The organism is Kitasatospora sp. NPDC043949, assembly GCF_056435365.1.
Genome location: NZ_JBWKEQ010000014.1, coordinates 22,548 through 42,687 on the forward strand (window position 1 = coordinate 22,548; position 20,140 = coordinate 42,687).

At 77.1% G+C, this 20,140-nt stretch carries 1 protein-coding gene; it reads left to right on the forward strand.

Annotated features, from left to right (window positions below; genetic code table 11):
* The first annotated feature begins 8 nt into the window (after positions 1-8).
* Positions 9-20,099, forward strand: a complete 20,091-nt coding sequence (locus AC07AL_RS14110) for a non-ribosomal peptide synthase/polyketide synthase (RefSeq protein ID WP_478317554.1) — start codon at positions 9-11, stop codon at positions 20,097-20,099.
* Positions 20,100-20,140 lie beyond the last annotated feature (41 nt).

Sequence of the window (20,140 nt, forward strand, 5' to 3'; positions counted from 1 at the left end):
CGACGACCATGACGCCTTCGAAGCGAGACCGCGCCGAGGCCCTGCCCGCCGACCTGCGCGAAGCGCTGCGCCTGCGGCTGGCCGGGCGCTCCGGCGGCGCCCGGGCCGCCGCCGACCGGTCCATCCCGCAAGCCGACCGCAGCCGACCGCTGCCGCCCTCCTTCGTCCAGCAGCGCCTGTGGTTCCTGGACCGGCTGCGCCCCGGCGACCCCCGCTACAACAGCGCGGTCGCCGTACGGTTCACCGGCCCGCTGGACCGCGCGGCGCTCGCCGGGGCGCTGGCGGCCGTCGTGGCCCGCCACGAGGGGCTGCGGACCACCTTCGACGAGGCCGACGGCCGCCCGGTGCAGACCGTGCGGCCGGCCGGGCCGGTGCCGCTGCCCGTCCGGGAGCCGGCCGACGGGGAGACCCTCGACGCGATCCTGCTCCAGGAGTACTCCCGCCCCTTCGACCTCCGGCAGGGGCCGCTGCTGCGCGCCCTGCTGGTGCGCGAGTCGGACCGCTCGCACGTCCTGCAACTGACGGCGCACCACATCGTCACCGACGGCTGGTCGATGGGCGTCGTCCTGGACGAACTGTGCACCGGCTACGAGGCCCTGGCCCGCGGCGCCGCCCCGGACCTGCCCCCGGTGGCGGTCCAGTACCCGGACTTCGCGGTGTGGCAGCGCGAACAGCTCTCCGGCGCCCGGCTGGAGGGCCAACTGGCCCACTGGAAGGCGAAACTGGCCGGTGCGGTGCCGCCGGAGCTGCCGCTGGACCACCCGCGGCGCGGCGAGGAGGCCGGCCCCGGCGCCGTCCACGCCTTCACCGTCCCCGCGCCGCTCACCGCCCGGCTGCGCGAGCTCGCGGCCGAGCGGCACGGCACCCTGCACACCGCCCTGGTCGCCGCCACCCAGGCGCTGCTGGCCCGCTGGTCCGGCCAGCAGGACGTCACCGTCGGCTCCCTGACGCCCGGGCGCTCCCGCACCGAGCTGGAGCGGGCCGTCGGCTGCTTCGTCAACACCGTCGTCCTGCGCACCCGGGTGGAGCCAGCCGGATCCTTCCGCGACCTGCTCGCGGCCGCCACCGAGACCGGCAACGACGCGCTCGCGCACGGCGACACGCCCTTCGAACGGCTCGTCGAGGCGGTCGGCGCACCCCGCCAGGCGGGCCGCAACCCGCTGTTCGACGTGCTGGTCCTGCTGCACCCCGCGCCGCCCGTGGCCACCACCCCGCTGGGGTCGGCGCTCACCCCGGTCGTCGTGCCCCGGCAGGCCGCCACCTTCGACCTCAGCGTCGAGTTCGTCCCGGACGGCGAGGCGCTCACCGGCCTGCTGGAGTACCGCGCCGACCTCTTCGACGCGCCCACCGCACGCCGGATGGCCGACCAGCTCCTGCTGCTGCTGGACGGCGCCGCCGCCGAGCCCGACCGACCGCTCGGCACCCTGCCGCTGCTCTCGCCCCGGGAGACCCGGCAGGTCACCCGGGACTGGAACGCCACCGCGCTGCCCGTCGAGGACACCAGCTACCCCGAGCTGTTCCGGCGCAGGGCCGCCCTGACCCCGCACGCCCCGGCCCTGGTCGCCGGAGCCGAGCGGCTCGACTACGCGACGCTCGACACCCGCGCCAACCGGCTCGCCCACCAGCTCATCGCCCGCGGCGCCGGCCCCGAACGGCTGGTCGCGCTGCGGCTGCCGCGCACCGCCGACATGATCGTGGCGATCCTCGCCGTCTGGAAGGCCGGCGCCGGCTACCTGCCCCTGGACCCGGCCCTGCCGGCCGAGCGCCTGCGCTACCTGCTCGACGACGCCCGCCCCGCCCTGGTCCTGGACGAACAGGCGCTCCGGGCGCTGCCCGGCACCGGCCCGGACACCGACCCCGGCGACGCCGACCGGACCGCCCCGCTGCACCCCTCCAACACCGCGTACGTGCTCTACACCTCCGGCTCCACCGGCCGCCCCAAGGGCGTCGCCGTCCCGCACCGCGCGGTGGTGAACCTGCTCGCCGCCCACCGGGCGGGCTTCGTCGCCGACGCGGGCGGCGGGCCGCTGCGCGTGGCGCTGACCGCCTCGTTCTCCTTCGACACCTCCCTGGAGGGCGTGCTGCTGATGGCCGACGGCCACCCGCTGCACCTGGTCGACGAGACGACCCGGATGGACCCGGCCGCCCTGGTCGAGTACGTCGTGCGCCACCGCGTCGACTTCCTCGACCTGACCCCCTCCTACCTGCGCCAGCTGCTGCCCGCCGGGCTGCTCGACGACCCGCGCCACCGCCCCCGGGTGCTGATGCTCGGCGGTGAGGCCGTCGGGCCCCGGCTCTGGCGCGAACTCGCCGGGCACCCGGACGTCGCCGCCTACAACTACTACGGCCCCACCGAGTGCACGGTCGACGCGCTCGCCTGCCGCATCGCGGGCGGTGACCGGCCGCTGGTGGGCCGCCCGCTGCCCAACCTGCGCGCCTACGTCCTCGACGACCGGCTCCAGCCGGTACCGCCCGGGGTGAGCGGCGAACTCCACCTCGCCGGCGAGCAGGTCGCCCGCGGCTACGCCGGCCGGCCGGGGCTGACCGCCGCCCGCTTCACCGCCGACCCGTACGGGCCGCCCGGCGCCCGGATGTACCGCACCGGCGACCTGGCCCGCTGGACGGCCGACGGGAGCCTGGAGTACCTCGGACGCGCCGACGACCAGGTCAAGGTGCGCGGCCACCGGATCGAACCCGGCGAGATCGAGGCGGCGCTGCTCGACCTGCCGCAGGTCGCCGCGGCCGCCGTCGCCGCCGTGCCCGACGCGCGCGGCCACACCCGGCTGGCGGCCTACCTGGTCTTCGCCGACGGCGCGGCCCGCCCGTCCGCCGACCTGCGCGCCGCCCTGCGGCGGGTGCTGCCCGACCACCTGGTGCCGTCCTCGTTCACCGCGCTCGACACCCTGCCGCTCACCACCAGCGGGAAGCTGGACCGCCGAGCGCTGCCCGCCCCCGACCTCGAAGGCGAAGGAAGGGAAGGGGAGTTCGTGGCCCCGCGCACCCCCGAGGAGGAGACCCTCGCCGGGATCTGGGCCGAGGTGCTGGGCGTGGCGCGGGTCGGCGTCACCGACAACTTCTTCGAGCTCGGCGGCGACTCGATCCTGAGCATCCAGGCCGTCTCCCGGGCCCGCGCCGCCGGCCTGCGGATCGGCTCCCAGGACGTCTTCCGCCACCAGACCGTCGCCGACCTGGTCGCCGCCGCCCGCCCGGCCGCCGCCCCGGCCCCCCGGCCGCGCCGCGCGGACGGACCGGCCCCGCTCACCCCCGTCCAGGAGTGGTTCTTCGCCGCCCACGGCCCGCTGCGCCACTTCACCATGTCGATGCTGCTCGACCTGCCGCGCGACCTCGACGAGCCGGCCCTGGACCAGGCGCTGCGGGCGGTCCTGGCGGCCCACCCGGCGCTGCGCACCCGCTTCACCCGCGCCGGGGGCACCTGGCGCCAGGAGCCGGTCGCGGACCCGGGCACCGGGCTGCTGACCAGACTCGACCCGCCCGCCCCCGGCGCCGGCCCCGGCCCTGAAGCCGCCCGGGTCGAGGCCGCCGAGGCCGCCCGCGCCGCCCTGGACCCGGCCACCGGCACCCTGCTGCGCGCCGTCCTGTTCCGGGCCCGCGGCGACGCCCGGCCCCAACTCGTCCTGACCGCCCACCACCTGGCCGTCGACGGCGTCTCCTGGCGGGTGCTGCTCGCGGACCTGGAACAGGCCTACCGGCAGGCGGCGGCCGGGGACGCTCCGCACCTGGAGCCCGAGCCCACCCCGTTCACCGACTGGGTCCACCACCTCGCCGAACGGGTCCGGGCCGGAGGCCTCGACGACGACCTGCCCTACTGGAGCGCCGAGACCAGGGCCCCGGCGGCCCCGCTGCCCGTCGACCACCCCGGCACGCCCACGGCCGCCTCCGTGCGTACCCTGCGCACCCGGCTCGACCGCGCCACCACCGAGGCCCTGCTGCGCAGAGTCCCCGAGGCCTACCGGACCCAGGTCAACGACGTGCTGCTCAGCGCGCTGGGCCGGGCCCTCGCCGACTGGACGGGCACCGAACGGGTGACCATCGCCCTGGAGGGCCACGGCCGCGAGGAACTCTTCGACGGCGTCGACCTCTCCCGGACGGTCGGCTGGTTCACCACCCGGTACCCCGTCACCCTCGCCCCGGCCGGCCCGGCCGGCGCCCCCGACTGGGCCGCCACCCTCAAGCAGGTCAAGGAGCGGCTGCGCGCCGTACCCCGCCGGGGCCTGAGCTACGAGGCCCTGGCCCGGCTCGGCCCGCCCGCCGCCGACGCCCTGAGGGACCGTCCGCTGCCGCAGGTCTGCTTCACCTACCACGGGCAGTGGACCGCCCCCGGGACCGGCGACTTCGCGCCCGCCGGCCAGGCGCCGGGCCGGGAGCTCGCCCCCGACGAACCCCTGGACCACCTGCTCGACGTCTCCGCGGTCGTCGCCGACGGCGAACTGGAACTCACCTGGCACTACAGCGACCAGGCGCACGAGGCGGCCACCGTCCGCGCGCTGGCGCAGGCCACGGCCGCGGCGCTGACCGGCATCGTCGAGCACTGCGCCCGCCCCGACGCCGGCGGCCGCACCCCCTCCGACTACCCGCTGGCCGGACTGGACCAGGCCGGGGTGGACCGGATCGCCGGCGACGGGCGGGACGTCGAGGACCTGCTGCCGCTCACCCCGCTCCAGGAGGGCATGCTCTTCCACCGCCTGGTCGGCGGCCCCGACGACGTCTACGTGGACCAGGCCGGCCTGCTGCTGGAGGGCGTGGGCGACCCGTACGCCTTCGCCCTGGCCTGGCAGCGGGTCGCCGACCGCACGCCCGCCCTGCGCACCTCGGTGGTGTGGGAGGGCGTCCCCGCCCCCCTCCAGGTCGTGCGCCGCGGCGTCCGGCTGCCGGTGACCCACCTGGACCTGCGGGCGGTCGACCCGGGCGAGCGCGCCGACCGGCTGGCCCGGCTGCGCGCGGACGACCTCGCCCACGGGCTGGACCTCGCCACGGCGCCGCTCACCCGGCTCACCCTGGTCCGGCTGCCCGAGGCCCGCCTGCACCTGCTGTGGACCTCCCACCACCTGATCCTGGACGGCTGGAGCCTGGCCCAGGTGCTCACCGACGTGTTCGAGGAGTACGCGGCCCTCACCACCGGGGGTGTGCCGACACCGGCGGTGCGCCGGCCCTTCGCCGACTACGTGCACTGGCTGGCCGGGCAGGACACCGCGGCCGCCCGCGCGCACTGGCGGGGCGTCCTGGACGGCTTCGCCACCGCCACCCCGCTGCCCGCCGACCGCGTCCGGCGCGAGGCCCACCGGGCCCGCTCGGCGCTCGCGCACACCGCCGGCCTGTCGCCGGAGGCCTCCGAGCGGCTGGCCCGCACCGCCCGGCAGGCCGGGCTCACCCTCGGCACCGTGGTGCAGGGCGCCTGGGCCCTGCTGCTCTCCCGGTACAGCGGCGAGCCGGACGTGCTGTTCGGGACGACCGTCTCCGGACGCCCCGACGAACTGCCCGGCGTCGAGTCGATGATCGGCATGTTCATCAACACCCTGCCCACCAGGGTCCTGGTCGACGGCGACCGCACCGCCGCCGACTGGCTGCGCGACCTCCAGGAGGCCCAGGCCGAGGCCCGGCGCCACGCCGCGGTGTCCCTCGCCGAACTCACCGCCTTCAGCGGCGTGCCGTCCGGCGGCACGCTGTTCGACAGCATCGTCGCCTTCGAGAACTACCCCTTCGACGACGCCCGCACGGCCGACAGCGGGGTGCGCCTGGTGGAGGTCACCTCCCGGGACGCCACCAACTACCCGCTCGTCCTGCGCGCCTACCAGGGCGGGCACTTCGGCTTCGACCTCGCCTACGACCCGGAGCTGTTCGACGCCGCGACGGTCCGCGCCCTCGCCGAGCGGCTCTGCCTGCTGCTCACCGGACTGGCCGCCGGACTGGACCGGCCGCTGCGCGCCCTGGAGTGGACGACCGCGCAGGAGCGGCGGCTGCTGACCGAGTGGGACGGCACCGTGCGGGGCCGCCCCGACCGGACCCTGGTCGACCTCTTCGAGGCGCAGGCCGCCCGCACCCCGCACGCCGAGGCCGTCACCTGCGGCGACGAGCACCTCGACTACGCCGCCCTGGACGCGCGGGCCGGCCGGCTCGCCCACCGGCTGGCCGGACTCGGCGCCGGGCCCGAGCGGTTCGTGGCCCTCGCGCTGCCCCGCACGGCCGACCTGGTCGTGGCCGTCCTCGCCGTCCTCAAGACCGGCGCGGCCTACCTGCCGCTCGACCCGGGCCTGCCGGCCGAACGCCGCGCCCAACTGCTGGGCGACGCCGCCCCGGTGGCCCTGGTGACCCACGTGCCCGGCGCGCCGCCCGAGAGCTTCGAGCACGGGGTGCCCGTCCTCTCCCTGGCGGACCCGCAGCTGCGCGCCGACCTGGCCCGGGGCCCGGCCGCCCCGCTCGCCGCCGGGCACCGCCCGCTGCCCGACAGCCCCGCCTACGCCATCTTCACCTCCGGCTCCACCGGCCGCCCCAAGGGCGTCGTGGTGCCGCACGCCAACGTGGTGCGGCTGTTCGAGCAGACCGAGGACGTGTTCGGCTTCGGCGCCGAGGACGTCTGGACGCTGTTCCACTCCTACACCTTCGACTTCTCGGTCTGGGAGCTGTGGGGCCCGCTGCTGCACGGCGGCCGGCTCGTCGTCGTGCCCGAGGACACCGCCCGCTCCCCGGAGGACTTCCTGCGGCTGCTCGCCGACGAAGGCGTCACCGTCCTCAACCAGACCCCGTCCGCCTTCCACCCGCTGGCCCGCGCCGACGCCGAACACCCCGAGCTCTCCCGCCGGCTGGCGCTGCGCACGGTGGTCTTCGGCGGCGAGGCGCTGGACGCCGGCCGCCTCGCCGACTGGTACGACCGCCACCCGCAGGACGCGCCGCGCCTGGTGAACATGTACGGCATCACCGAGACGACCGTGCACGTCACCCACGCCCCGCTGGACCGCACGACCGCGGCGGCCGGCGGCCCCGCACCGATCGGCACCGGCCTCCCGGACCTGCGGCTGTACGTCCTCGACACCGACCTGGCCCCGGTGCCCCCGGGCGCCGTGGGCGAGCTGTACGTGGCGGGGGAGGGGCTGGCCCGCGGCTACCTCGACCGGCCCGGCCTGACCGCCACCCGCTTCCTCGCCGACCCGTTCGGGGCCCCGGGCACCCGGATGTACCGCACCGGCGACCGGGCGCGCCGACAGGCCGACGGCACCCTTCGCTACCTGGGCCGCGCCGACCAGCAGGTCAAGATCCGCGGCTACCGGATCGAACCCGGCGAGATCGAGGCCGCCCTCCAGACCCACCCGGGTGTGGGCGCCGCCACCGTGGGCGTGTACCAGGACGCCTCCGGCACCCGCCGACTGGTCGCCCACGTCGTCGCCGGCCCCGGCTCGGCCCACCCCCCGGCCGCCGCCGACCTGCGCGCCCACCTCGAACGGCTGCTGCCCGCCTACCTGGTGCCCGCCGCGTACGTCCCCCTGGCGGTCCTGCCGCTCACCCCCAACGGCAAGCTCGACCGGCGCGCGCTGCCCGCGCCCGGCCCGGAGGGCTTCGCCGCCGGCCGGCAGCGCACCGCGCCCCGCACCCGCGCCGAGCGGCTGGTCGCCGCGGCCTGGACGGAGGTCCTGGACACCGGGGAGATCGGCGCCGAGGACGACTTCTTCGCCCTGGGCGGCGACTCCATCCTCGCCGTCCGGGTCACCGCCCGGCTGCGCGCGGCCTTCGGGGCGGCGGACCTCTCGCCCCGGCTGCTGTTCAGCCACCCGGTGCTGGCGGACCTGGCCGAGGCCCTCGGCTCGCTCGACTCGCTCGGCGAGCCGGGCGCGGCGGACGGCCCGTCGGCCCTGGTCATCCCGGCCGCGGACCCGGCGGCCGAGCCGCCGCTGTCGTACGCCCAGCAGCGGCTCTGGTTCCTCGACCGGTTCGAGCCGGGCAGCACCGAGTACACCTCGCTGTCCGTGCTGCGCCTGCGCGGAGCGCTTGACCCGGCCGCGCTGGGCACCGCCCTGGACGCCCTGGTCGCCCGGCACGAGGCGCTGCGGACCACCTTCGCCGAGCGGGACGGCCGCGCCCGGCAGGTGGTGCGCCCGCCGCAGCCGGTCGAGCTGCCGTGCGAGGACCTCGCCGGGGCGCCCCCGGCGGCCCTGGACGCGCTGCTGGAGCGGATCGCCGGCACCCCGTTCGACCTGGCCGCCGGGCCCCTTCTGCGGGCCCGGCTGGTCCGGACGGCCGCGGACGAGCACGTGCTCGCGCTGGCCGTGCACCACATCGCCACCGACGGCTGGTCGATGGGCGTCCTGGGCCGCGACCTGGGCGAGCTGTACGCGGCGGCCCGCGAGGGGCGCCCGCCACGGCTGCCCGCGCTGCCCGTGCGCTACACCGACTACGCGTCCTGGCAGCGCGCGCGCACCGACCTCGCCGAGGCGGACCTCGCCCACTGGCGCCGGGCCCTGGACGGCCTGACCCCGCTGGAGCTGCCCACCGACCGGCCGCGCCCGGCCGTACGCACCCGGGACGGCGCGCTGGTCGCCTTCACCCTGCCCGCCGGGCTGACCGCGCGGTTGCGCGAACGGGGCCGGGAGGTCGGCGGCACCCTCTACACCACCCTCCTGGCGGCCTGCCAGGTCCTGCTCGCCCGCTGGTCCGGGCAGCAGGACATCGCGGTCGGCACCGTCACCTCGGGCCGCGAGCAGGGCGAACTCCACGACGTGGTCGGCATGTTCGTCAACACCCTGGTGCTGCGCGGCGCCGTCCGGCCGGAGCTGTCGTTCCGCGAACTGCTGGCCGCCGCCCACGGCACCGTCCTGGAAGCGCTCGCCCACCAGGAGGTGCCCTTCGAGCGGCTGGTGGACGCCCTCCAGCCGGAGCGCGACACCAGCCGCACGCCGCTCTTCCAGGTCATGGTGGCCCTGCACAACCTCGGCGTCGAGGTGCCGAACCTGCCGGGCCTGACGGTGGAGCCGGTCACCCCGCCCGTCCACGGCGCCACCTTCGACCTCTCCTTCGACTTCGTCGAGCGCGACGGCGGCCTGACCGGCTATCTGGAGTACAACACCGGGCTGTTCGACGCGCGGACCGCCGAGCACCTGGCCGGCTGGCTGGGCACCCTGCTGGAGGCCGTGGCCGAGGCGCCGGAGACGGCCGTCAGGGCGCTGCCGCTGTTGACGGCCGACGAACGGCGCCGGGTGCTGCGGCAGGGGCGGGGCACGCCGTTGCCCGCGTCGGACACCACCTTCCCCGCCCTGTTCGAGGCGCAGGCCGCCCGCACCCCGGACGCCACCGCCCTGGTCGCCCGGGACGCCACCCTCGACTTCGCCGCCCTCAACGCGCGGGCCAACCGGCTCGCCCGCCACCTCGCCGCCCTCGGCGCCGGCCCGGAGCAGGTGGTCGCGGTCCGGCTGCCGCGCACCTCGGACCTGCTGGTGGCGCTGTTCGCGGTGCTCAAGGCGGGCGCCGCCCTGCTCTTCGTCGACCCGGACCTGCCCGAGGACCGGGCCGCCCTCCTCCTCGACGACACCCGGCCCCGGGTGGTGCTGACCGGGCAGGCCCTGCGCGAGGTGCCGTGGGACGCGCTGCCCGCCCACGACCTGACCGACGCCGAGCGGACCGCCCCCCTGCTGCCGCAGCACGCCGCCTACCTCGTCCACACCTCCGGCTCGACCGGCCGCCCCAAGGGCGTCGTCGTCGAACACCGCCAGCTGGTCAACCTCTGCCGGGACCACCAGGAGGGCCTGGTCGCGCCGCACACCGCCGACGGAGGGCGGCTGCGGGCCGCGCTCAGCGCCTCCTTCTCCTTCGACACCAGCTGGGAGGGCCCGCTGCTGCTCGCACTGGGCCAGGAGCTCCACCTGATCGACGAGGACGTCCGGCTGGACCCGCAGGCGTTCTGCGCCCAGGTCGTCGACCGCCGCCTGGACCTGGTCAACGTCACCCCCTCCTTCCTGCGCGAACTCACCGCCGCCGGACTGCTCGCCCCCGGCCCGCACCACCCGCGCCTGCTGCTGGTCGGCGGCGAGGCCGTCCCCGCCGCCGTCTGGCGGGAGCTGTGCGCGGCGCACGCGGACCTCGGCGTCACCGCCTACAACATGTACGGGCCCACCGAGTGCACCGTCGACGCCGCCTACGCCCGGTGCGCGGACCACCCCGAGCGCCCCGTCATCGGCCGCCCCGGCCGCAACCTGGGCGCCTACCTGCTCGACGGCGCCCTGCGGCCGGTGCCGCCCGGCATGCCGGGGGAGCTGTACCTGGCGGGGGAGCAGGTGGCCCGCGGCTACCTGAACCGGCCCGGGCTGACGGCCGCCCGCTTCCTCGCCGACCCCTACGGCCCGCCCGGAGCCCGGATGTACCGCACCGGCGACCTGGCCCGCTGGGACGCGAACGGGCAACTGGAGTTCCGGGGCCGGGCCGACGAACAGGTCAAGGTCCGCGGGTTCCGGATCGAGCCCGGGGAGGTGGAGGCCGCCCTGCTCGCCCACCCGGACGTCGCCGACTGCGCGGTCGCCGCGCGCGAGCACGCCGGCCGTACGGTGCTCGTCGGCTACCCGGTGCCCGCCGGTCGCCGCGTGCCGACCGCCGAGGAACTGCGGACCTGGCTGCGGCGGACGCTGCCCGACCACCTGGTGCCCGTCGCGTTCGTCCCGCTGGCCCGAATACCGCGGACCACCGGCGGCAAGACCGACCGGCGCGCGCTGCCCGCCCCGCCCGCCCAGCCCGACCGCACCACCCCGTACGTCGCACCGCGGCCCGGAGCCGAGGAACGGCTCGCCGCGATCTGGGCCGAGGTGCTGGGCGTGGAGCGCGTCGGCACCCGGGACAACTTCTTCGCGCTCGGCGGCGACTCCATCCTCAGCATCCAGATCGTCTCCCGCGCCCGCGCCGCCGGGCTCGCCCTCACCACCAAGGACGTCTTCCGGCACCAGAACATCGCCGAACTCGCGCTGTGTGCAGGAGATCTGACCGATCGCCAGGAAGGCGGCGAAGCCGAGCCCGGCGAGGCGCCGCTCACCCCGATCCAGCACTGGTACCTCGACGGCCGCCGCCCCGGCGACGCCCTGCGCTTCACCATGACCCAGCGCCTGGAACTGGCCCCCGGCACCGATCCGGCGGCCCTGCGCCGGGCGGTGCTGGCCCTGGTGGAGCACCACCCGGCCCTGCGCACCCGCTTCCACCGCACCGAGGCCGGCTGGCGCCAGGAGGTGCTTCCCCAGGGGGCGGACGGCATCTTCACCCGGCACGACGTCAGCCACCCGGACCTCGCCGGCCATGACGCGGAGGCGCAGGTCCAGCGCGCCACCGACGAGGCCCAGCGCTCGCTCGACCCCGTCGACGGCCGGTTGCTGCGGGCCCTGTTCTTCGACCCCGGCCCCCGGCAGCCGGGCCAACTCGTCCTCACCGTGCACCACTTGGCCGTGGACGGCGTCTCCTGGCGCATCCTGCTGGCCGACCTCGAAGCGGCGTACCGCACGGCCCGCGCCGGAGCCCCCGTCGCCCTGCCGCCGACCGGCACGTCCTACGGCCGCTGGGCCACCCGGCTGGAGCGGCACACCCGCGCCGGCGCCCTGGACGGCGACCTCGGCCACTGGACGCGCACCGGCGCGGCCCCGGCCGACCTGCCCGCCGGCCGCCCCGCCCCTGACGCCGGCGCCTCCAACACCCACGCCACCGCCGCCACCGTCCAGGTGACGCTGGACGAGCGGACCACCGAGGCGCTGCTGCGCCGCGTCCCCGAGGTCTACCGCACCCAGGTCAACGACGTCCTGCTCAGCGCCCTGGGCCGCACCCTGGCCCGTTGGTGCGGCCGGGACACCGTGCTGGTCGGAGTGGAGGGGCACGGCCGCGAGGACCTGTTCGAGGACCTGGACCTCTCCCGGACGGTGGGCTGGTTCACCGCCGAGTTCCCGCTCGCCCTGCGCGTCGACCCCGACGCCGGATGGCACGACACCCTGCGCTCGGTCAAGGAGCAACTGCGCGCCGTCCCGCTGCGCGGACTCAGCCACGGCGCGCTGCGCCACCTGCGGCCGGACGGCCCGCTGACCGGCTCGGCGGCGCCGCAGATCGGCTTCAACTACCACGGCCAGTGGGACACCCGCGGCGGCGCCGACGGCCTGGTCCGCGGCGCGCTGCCCCCGGCCGGTCGCGACACCGACCCCGACGAGCCCCGCCCCTACCTGCTGGACATCATCGGCGCGGTCCAGGACGGCCGCCTCGAACTGGCGTGGACCTACCCCGCCGCCGTCTACGACGAGGCCACCGTCCGCGGGCTCGCCGAGGAGATGGGCGCCGCGCTGCGCGAGCTGGCAGCGCACTGCGCCCGCCCGGACGCCGGCGGCCGCACCCCGTCGGACTTCCCGCTCGCCGGCCTCGACCAGGACCGGCTGGACCGGCTCGTCGGCGACGGGCGCGAGACCGACGACGTGCTCCCGCTGACGCCGCTGCAGTCCGGCATGCTCTTCCACGGGCTCGTCGACGCCGACGGCGCCTACGTGGACCGGATCGCGGTGCGCCTGGCCGGCGTGGCCGACCCGCGGGCCTTCGCCGAGGCCTGGCAGCAGGTCGCCGACCGCACCCCGGCACTGCGTTCCAGTGTTCACTGGCGGGGCCTGCCGCACCCCGTCCAGGTGGTCGCGCGGCATGCCGCACTGCCCGTCCGTCGGCTCGACTGGCGCGACCTGACGCCCGGGCAGCGCGCCGACCGGACGGAGCGGCTGCTCGCCGAGGAGCGCGCCGCCGGGATGGACCTCGCCACCGCGCCGCTCACCCGGCTGACCCTGGCCGCGCTGCCCGGTGACGAGGTCCTGCTGCTGTGGTCCACCCACCACCTGATCCTGGACGGCTGGAGCACCGGACAACTGCTCACCGAGGTGTGCGAGGAGTACGCCGCGCTGACCGGCGGCCCGCAGGCGCCCCGGCCGGTCCGGCGGCCGTTCGCGGACTTCCTGGGCTGGCTGCACGAGCGGGACGAGGAGGCGGCCGAGGCCCACTGGCGCGGCCTGCTGGCCGGGTTCACCGGCCGGACCCCGCTGCCGTACGACCGCCCGCCGACGCGGGCCCACCGCGCCCGCTCCAGCGCCGCGGCCCGCCGCGAACTGGACGAGACGCTCTCCCGGCGGCTGCGCGAGAACGCCGCGGCCGCCGGACTGACCGTCAACACCGTGGTGGAGGGCGCCTGGGCGCTGCTGCTGGCCCGCTACAGCGGCGGCGACGACGTGGTCTTCGGCACCACCGTGTCCGGGCGCCCGGCCGAACTGCCCGGCGTCGAGTCGATGATCGGCCTGTTCATCAACACCGTGCCGACCAGGGTCCCGATCCCCTCGGGCGGCGTGCTGCCCTGGCTGCGGGAGCTCCAGGAACGCCAGAGCGACGGCCGCCGCTTCGACCACCTGGCACTACCACGCGTCCAGGCCCTGAGCGACCTGCCTGCCGGGGAGCCGCTGTTCGACAGCATGGCGGTCTTCGAGAACTACCCCGTCGACGAGTCGGCCGCCGACCGGACCGGGGTGCGGGTGGTCGAGGTGCGCGCCGACGACGCCACCACCTTCCCCTGGTGCCTGCGCGCCCACCTGGCCGAGCGGCTCGGCTTCGACCTGGCCTACGACCCCGCGCTCTTCGACCACCGGACGGCCCACGGCGCGGCCGACCGCCTGGTCCTGCTGCTCACCGCCCTCGCCGACGGCCTCGACGGCGACCTCGCCGAGCTGGACCGGCTCACCCCCGCCGACCGGGAGCAGCTGGCCTCCTGGCACGGAACCGCCCGCCCGGTGGCGCCGCGCAGCCCGCTCCAGGTCTTCGCCGAGCAGGTCCGGCGCACCCCCGGCGCGCCCGCCGTGCGCGACGGCGACCGCGAGCTGACCTACCGCCAACTCGACGACTGGTCCGACCGCCTGGCGGCCCGGCTGCTGGCCGACGGCCTGGCCCCCGAAGACCGGGTGGCGCTGCTGATGGACCGCTCCGCCGAACTCGTCGCCGCCCAGCTGGCCGTCCTCAAGGCGGGCGGTGCCTACCTGCCCGTCGACCTCCGGGCCCCCGAGGAGCGCCGCCGCGCCCTGCTCGACCAGGTCGGCGCCGCCCTGCGGCTCACCGCCGAGCAGGTCACCGCCGCGCGCACCGGCGCGGCCGGGCCGGTGGCGGCGGCCCTGCCGCCCGCCGACCCCGACCGGCTGGCGTACGTGATGTTCACCTCGGGCTCCACCGGGGTGCCCAAGGCGGTGGCGGTACGGCACCGCGACGTGGCCTCGCTCGCCACCGACAGCCGCTTCGCCGACGGCCGCTGCGCACGGGTGCTGCTGCACTCGCCGGTCGCCTTCGACGCCGCCACCTTCGAGGTCTGGGCGCCGCTGCTGGGCGGCGGCTGCGTGCTCGTCGCCCCCGACGGGCCGGTGGACGCCGCCCTGCTGCGGCGGCTCGCCGGACCGGACGGGCCGACGGCGCTGTGGCTCACCGCCGGGCTCTTCCGGCTGCTCGCCCAGGACGCGCCGGACTGCTTCGCGGGCCTGCGCACGCTGTGGACCGGCGGGGACGTGGTGCCCGCCGCCGCGGTGCGCCGCGTCCTGGCGGCCTGCCCCGGGCTGACCGTGGTGGACGGCTACGGGCCCACCGAGACCACGACCTTCGCCACCGCCTTCGCCGTCGCGGAGGCGGCGGCGGTGCCCGACACCCTGCCGATCGGCCACCCCCTGGACGACCGCCGCGTCCACGTCCTCGACCGGCGCCTGCGGCCCGTCCCGCCGGGCTGCGCGGGCGAACTGTACGTCGCCGGCGAGGGCGTGGCCCGCGGCTACCTGGGCCGGCCCGGCGAGACCGCGGCCCGCTTCCTCGCCGACCCCTCCGGCCCGCCCGGCGCCCGGATGTACCGCACCGGCGACCTGGCGAGGCGGCGCCCGGACGGCACCGTCGAGTTCCTGGGCCGCGCGGACGACCAGGTGAAGATCCGCGGCTTCCGGGTCGAACCCGGCGAGGTGGAGGCCGCACTCGCCCGCCACCCCCAGGTCACCGACGTCGCCGTGGTCACCCGCGAGGACCGGCCCGGCGCCCGGCGCCTGGTGGCCTACGTGGTCGGCCCGGCGGGCGCCGAACCCGGGGAACTGCGGGCCTTCGCCGCCCGCGCGCTGCCCGACTACCTCGTCCCCGCCGCCTTCGTCCCGCTCGCCGCCCTCCCGCTGAGCCGCAACGGCAAGGTCGACCGGGCGGCCCTCCCGGCGCCGGACGAGGAGCACGGGAGCGGACGCCGCGCGCGGATCGAGCCGCGCACCGAGGCCGAACGCCGCACCGCCGAGGTCTTCGGGGACGTCCTGGGCATCCGGCCGCCCGGCGTGGAGGACGGCTTCTTCGAGCTGGGCGGCGACTCGATCCTCAGCATCCGGCTCGTCGCCCGCCTGGCCGAGGCCTTCGGCGCCGACCTCACCCCCCGCGCCGTCTTCGACCACCCCACACCGGCCGGCCTGGCCCGCCTGCTCACCGAGGAGCAGGGCCGCCCGGGAAGCCCGGGAAGCCCGGGGCGCCCGCCCGTCCTCCCGGTCGCCCGCGACGGCGCCGCGCCGATGTCCTACGCCCAGCAACGCCTGTGGTTCCTGGAGGAGTTCGCGCCCGGCGGCGCCGAGTACGTCACCGCGCTCGCGCTGCGCCTGCGCGGCGTCCTGGACACCGACGCCCTCGGCGCGGCACTGCGCGCCCTCGCGGCCCGGCACGAGTCGCTGCGCACCACCTTCGACAGCGTCGACGGCCACGGCGTCCAGCTCGTCCACCCGCCGCAGGACGTGCCGCTGCCGCTGCACGACCTGTCCGGCCGGCCGGCGCAGCCGCGGGCGGAGGCCCTGCGCGGCCTGCTCGCCGCCGAGCGGGCCCGCCCCTTCGACCTGCGCCGCGGACCGCTGCTGCGCACCGCCCTGGTGCGGCTGGCCGAGGGCGACCACGTGCTGGCCCTGACCCTGCACCACATCGTCACCGACGGCTGGTCGACCGCCGTCCTGCTCACCGATCTGGCCCACCTCTACCGCGCCGAACTCGGCTCCGGGGAGAGCCGGTTGGCGCCGCTGCCGGTGCAGTACGCCGACTACGCGCACTGGCAGCGCACGGTCGGCGCCGCCGGGGCCGACCAACTCGCCTACTGGAAGGAGCAGTTGGCCGACGTCTCGACGCTGCGCCTGCCCACCGACCGGCCTCGGCCCGCCGTGCGCACCACCAACGGGGCCACCGCCCGCCTGGAGCTGCCCGCCGACACGGCCCGCCGACTGGCCCGGGTCGGCCGGGAGCGCGGCGCCACCCTGTTCACCACCCTGGTCGCCGCCGCGCAGGCCTACCTCGCCCGGCTCGGCGGCGACCAGGACATCGCCGTCGGCACCGTCACCTCAGGCCGCGAGCAGGCGGAGACCCAGAGCCTCGTCGGCTTCTTCGTCAACACCCTGGTGCTGCGCTCGCGGGTGGAACCCGCGCAGCCCTTCGGCGACTTCCTCGGCGCGGTCCGGCAGACCGTCCGGGACGCCTTCGCCCACCAGGACGTGCCGTTCGAGCGCGTGGTCGACGAGGTGCAGCCGGTGCGCGACACCAGCCGCAGCCCGCTCTTCCAGGCCCTGGTCGTCCTCCAGAACACCCCGGCCGCCGACCTCGACCTCCCGGGCCTGCACGTGACCGACGTCGAGACCGACACCACGCAGGCGGCCTTCGACCTCGCGCTGGAGTTCGCGGAGGCCGACTCCGGCGCGCTGCACGGCCTGATCACCTACAACACCGACCTGTTCGACCCGGCCACGGCCGAGCGGATGGCCGGGCAGCTCGCCACCCTGCTCACCGCCGTCGCCGAGGACCCGGATCGCGCCATCGGCACGCTGCCGCTCGCCGGTGGCGACCAGCTGGCCGCCGAACTGGACCGGGCGCGCGGCACCTTCCGCCCCGTCCCCGAGGCGACCCTGGCCGAACTCTTCGAGCGCCGGGCCGCCCGCACCCCCGACGCGGTGGCGCTGCTCGACGGCGGCCGCGAGCTGAGCTATGCCGAGGTGGAGCGGGTGGCCAACCGGCTGGCCCACCGGCTCATCCGGCGCGGCGTGGGGCCGGAGCGGCTGGTCGCCCTCGCCCTGCCCCGCTCGGCGGCGGCGGTGGTGGCCCAGCTCGCCGTCGCCAAGGCCGGCGGCGCCTTCCTCCCGGTGGACCCGGACTACCCGGCGCCCAGGCGGGAGTTCATGGTGCGCGACGCGGGTGCCCACCTGGTGCTCGACGACCCGGCCGAGGTGTGGTCCGCCGACGGGCCACAGACCCCGCCCACCGACGCCGACCGCGCCACCGACCGCGAGACCGCGCCCACCGACGCCGACCGCGCCACCCCGCTCACCCCCGGACACCCGGCCTACGTCATCTACACCTCCGGATCGACCGGCACGCCCAAGGGCGTCCTGGTGACCCACGCCGGACTCGCCGCCTTCGCGGAGGCCGCCGCCGAGCAGTACGCCGCCGGCCCCGGGGCCAGGGTGCTCCAGTTCGCCTCGCCCAGCTTCGACGCCTCCGTCCTGGAACTGTGCGTCTCCCTGCTCAGCGGGGCCACCCTGGTCACGGGGGAGGAAGGGCCGCTCGTCGGCGAGCGGCTGGCCGAGGTCCTGGCCGAACGGCGCATCACCCACGCCCTGATCCCCCCGGCGGCCCTGGCCACCGTGGACCCGGCGACGGCCGCGACCCTGCCCGCCCTGCGCACCCTGGTCGTCGGGGCGGAGGCCTGCCCGGCCGATCTGGTCGACACCTGGGCCCCCGGCCGTCGGATGATCAACTCCTACGGCCCCACCGAGGCCACCGTGGTCGCCACCTGGACCGGCCCGCTGTCGCCGGGCACCGGCGCACCGGCGATCGGCCGCCCCGGCGGCGCCGCCCGCAGCTACGTCCTGGACGCCGCCCTGCGGCCGGTGCCGCCCGGCGTGACCGGAGAGCTCTGGCTGGCCGGCCCCGGCCTCGCCCGCGGCTACCTCGGCCGCCCGGGACTGACGGCCGGGCGGTTCCTCGCCGACCCCTTCGGCGCACCGGGCGAGCGGATGTACCGCACCGGCGACCTCGCCCACCGGGACGCCGACGGCGAACTGCGCTTCGCCGGCCGCGTCGACGACCAGATCAAGCTGCGCGGCTTCCGGATCGAACCGGGCGAGATCGAGAGCGCGCTGCGCCGCAGCCCCCTGGTGCGCGACGCCGTCGTCACCGTGCGCGCCGACGCCCCCGGGAGCGGTGCGGGCTCCGGGGCCGGCCGGCTGGTCGCCTACGTCGTCCCGGCGGTCGGGGCCGGAGCGGGCGGTGCCGCACCGGAGGGCGACGACGATGGGGCCACTGCGGGCCTGCCCGCCGCCGAACTGCGCGCCCACCTGGCCGGGTTGCTGCCGCCGCACCTCGTCCCGTCGGTGTTCGTCCCGCTGGAACGGCTGCCGCTCACCCCGAACGGCAAGCTCGACCGGCGGGCCCTGCCCGAACCCGGGCCCGTGCAGGCCGCGGCCGGTCCGCGCCGGGAGCCGGGCACCGACACCGAACGCCGGATCGCCCGGATCTGGGCCGACGTCCTGGGCATCGAGGAGGTCGGCGCCGACGACAACTTCTTCCTGCTCGGCGGCGACTCCATCCTCAGCATGCAGGTGGTGTCCAGGCTGCGCCGGGACGGCCTGTACCTCGCCACCCGGGAGCTCTTCACCCACCAGACGGTGGCCGAACTGGCCACCGTGGTGCGCACCGCCCCCGACCGCGAGGACGACGGCCCGGTCACCGGGGACGTGCCGCTCACCCCCATCCAGGAGTGGTTCCTGGCCACCCCGCGCGCCGCCCACCACCACTTCAACCAGTCGACCCTGCTCGAACTCGGCGCCGACCCCGACCCGCGGGCACTGCGGGCCGCGCTGGACGCCCTGCTCGAACACCACGACGCCCTGCGGCTGCGTTTCACCCACGACGAGACGGGCTGGCACCAGTTCAACCCGCCGCCGGCCCCCGCCGAGGACGTCCTCGTCCGGTACGACCTGACCGGGCAGAGCGCCGAGGTCGCCGACGCGGCCATGGCCAAGGCGGCCGACGAACTGCACGCCGGCTTCGACCTGGCCCGGGGCCCGCTGCTGCGGGCGGCCCTGTTCACCGGCGCCCCGGACCGCCCGGCGCTCCTGCTGCTGGTCGCCCACCACCTGGTCGTCGACGCCGTCTCCTGGCGCCTGCTGCGCGACGACCTGGAGAGCGCCTACCGGCAGGCTGCCCTGGGCACGGCGATCACGCTGGGGGAGCGCGGCACCTCCTACCGGGACTGGGCGCTCCGGCTCGCGGCCCATGTCGCCGACGGCGGCCTGGACCACGAACTGCCCTACTGGGACGAGGCGGTGAGCGCCGCCGAGGCCCTGCCCGGCCGACCCGCCGTGCCCGGTGCCGCTGACCCCGGTGCCGCCGAGACCGCGACGGTCACCGTCGAACTGGACGAGGAGGACACCGAGGCACTGCTGCGCGCGGCCCCGGCGGCCTACCGCACCCGCGTCAACGACGTGCTGCTGACCGCCCTGGCCCTGGCACTGGCCCGCTGGACCGGCCACGAGCGGATCCGGCTGGACCTGGAGGGGCACGGCCGGGAGGACGTCGTGGAGGGCGTGGACCTGTCCCGCACGGTCGGCTGGTTCACCACCATGCACCCGGTCACCTTCCACGTCCCCGACCCCGATGACCTCGGCCCGGACCGCGACTGGCGCGCCCTGGTGAAGTCGGTCCGCCGCCAGCTGCGCGCCGTGCCGGGCAACGGGCTGGGCTTCGGCGCCCTGCGCACCTTCGGCCCGCCCGAGGTCCGCGAGCGCCTCGCCGCCGGCGCGCACGGCCAGGTGGTCTTCAACTACCTCGGCCAGTGGGACGCGCGGCCCGAGACCGCCGGCGACGGCCTGGTCCGCGCCGAGCACGGCTCCTTCGGGCAGGACCACGACCCCCGCGACGGCGGCTCGCATCCGGTGGAGGTGGTGGGCGCGGCGCAGCACGGGCGCCTCGCCTTCACCTGGCACCACCGCCCCGCCCTCCACGACACGGCGACCGTGCGCCGGGCGGCCGAGGAGTTCGCCGTGGCGCTGCGGCACATCGCCCGGCACGCCCGGGGAGGACGGTGACGGCCGCCCACCCACCGACGACCACCCGCCGCTGAACCCCC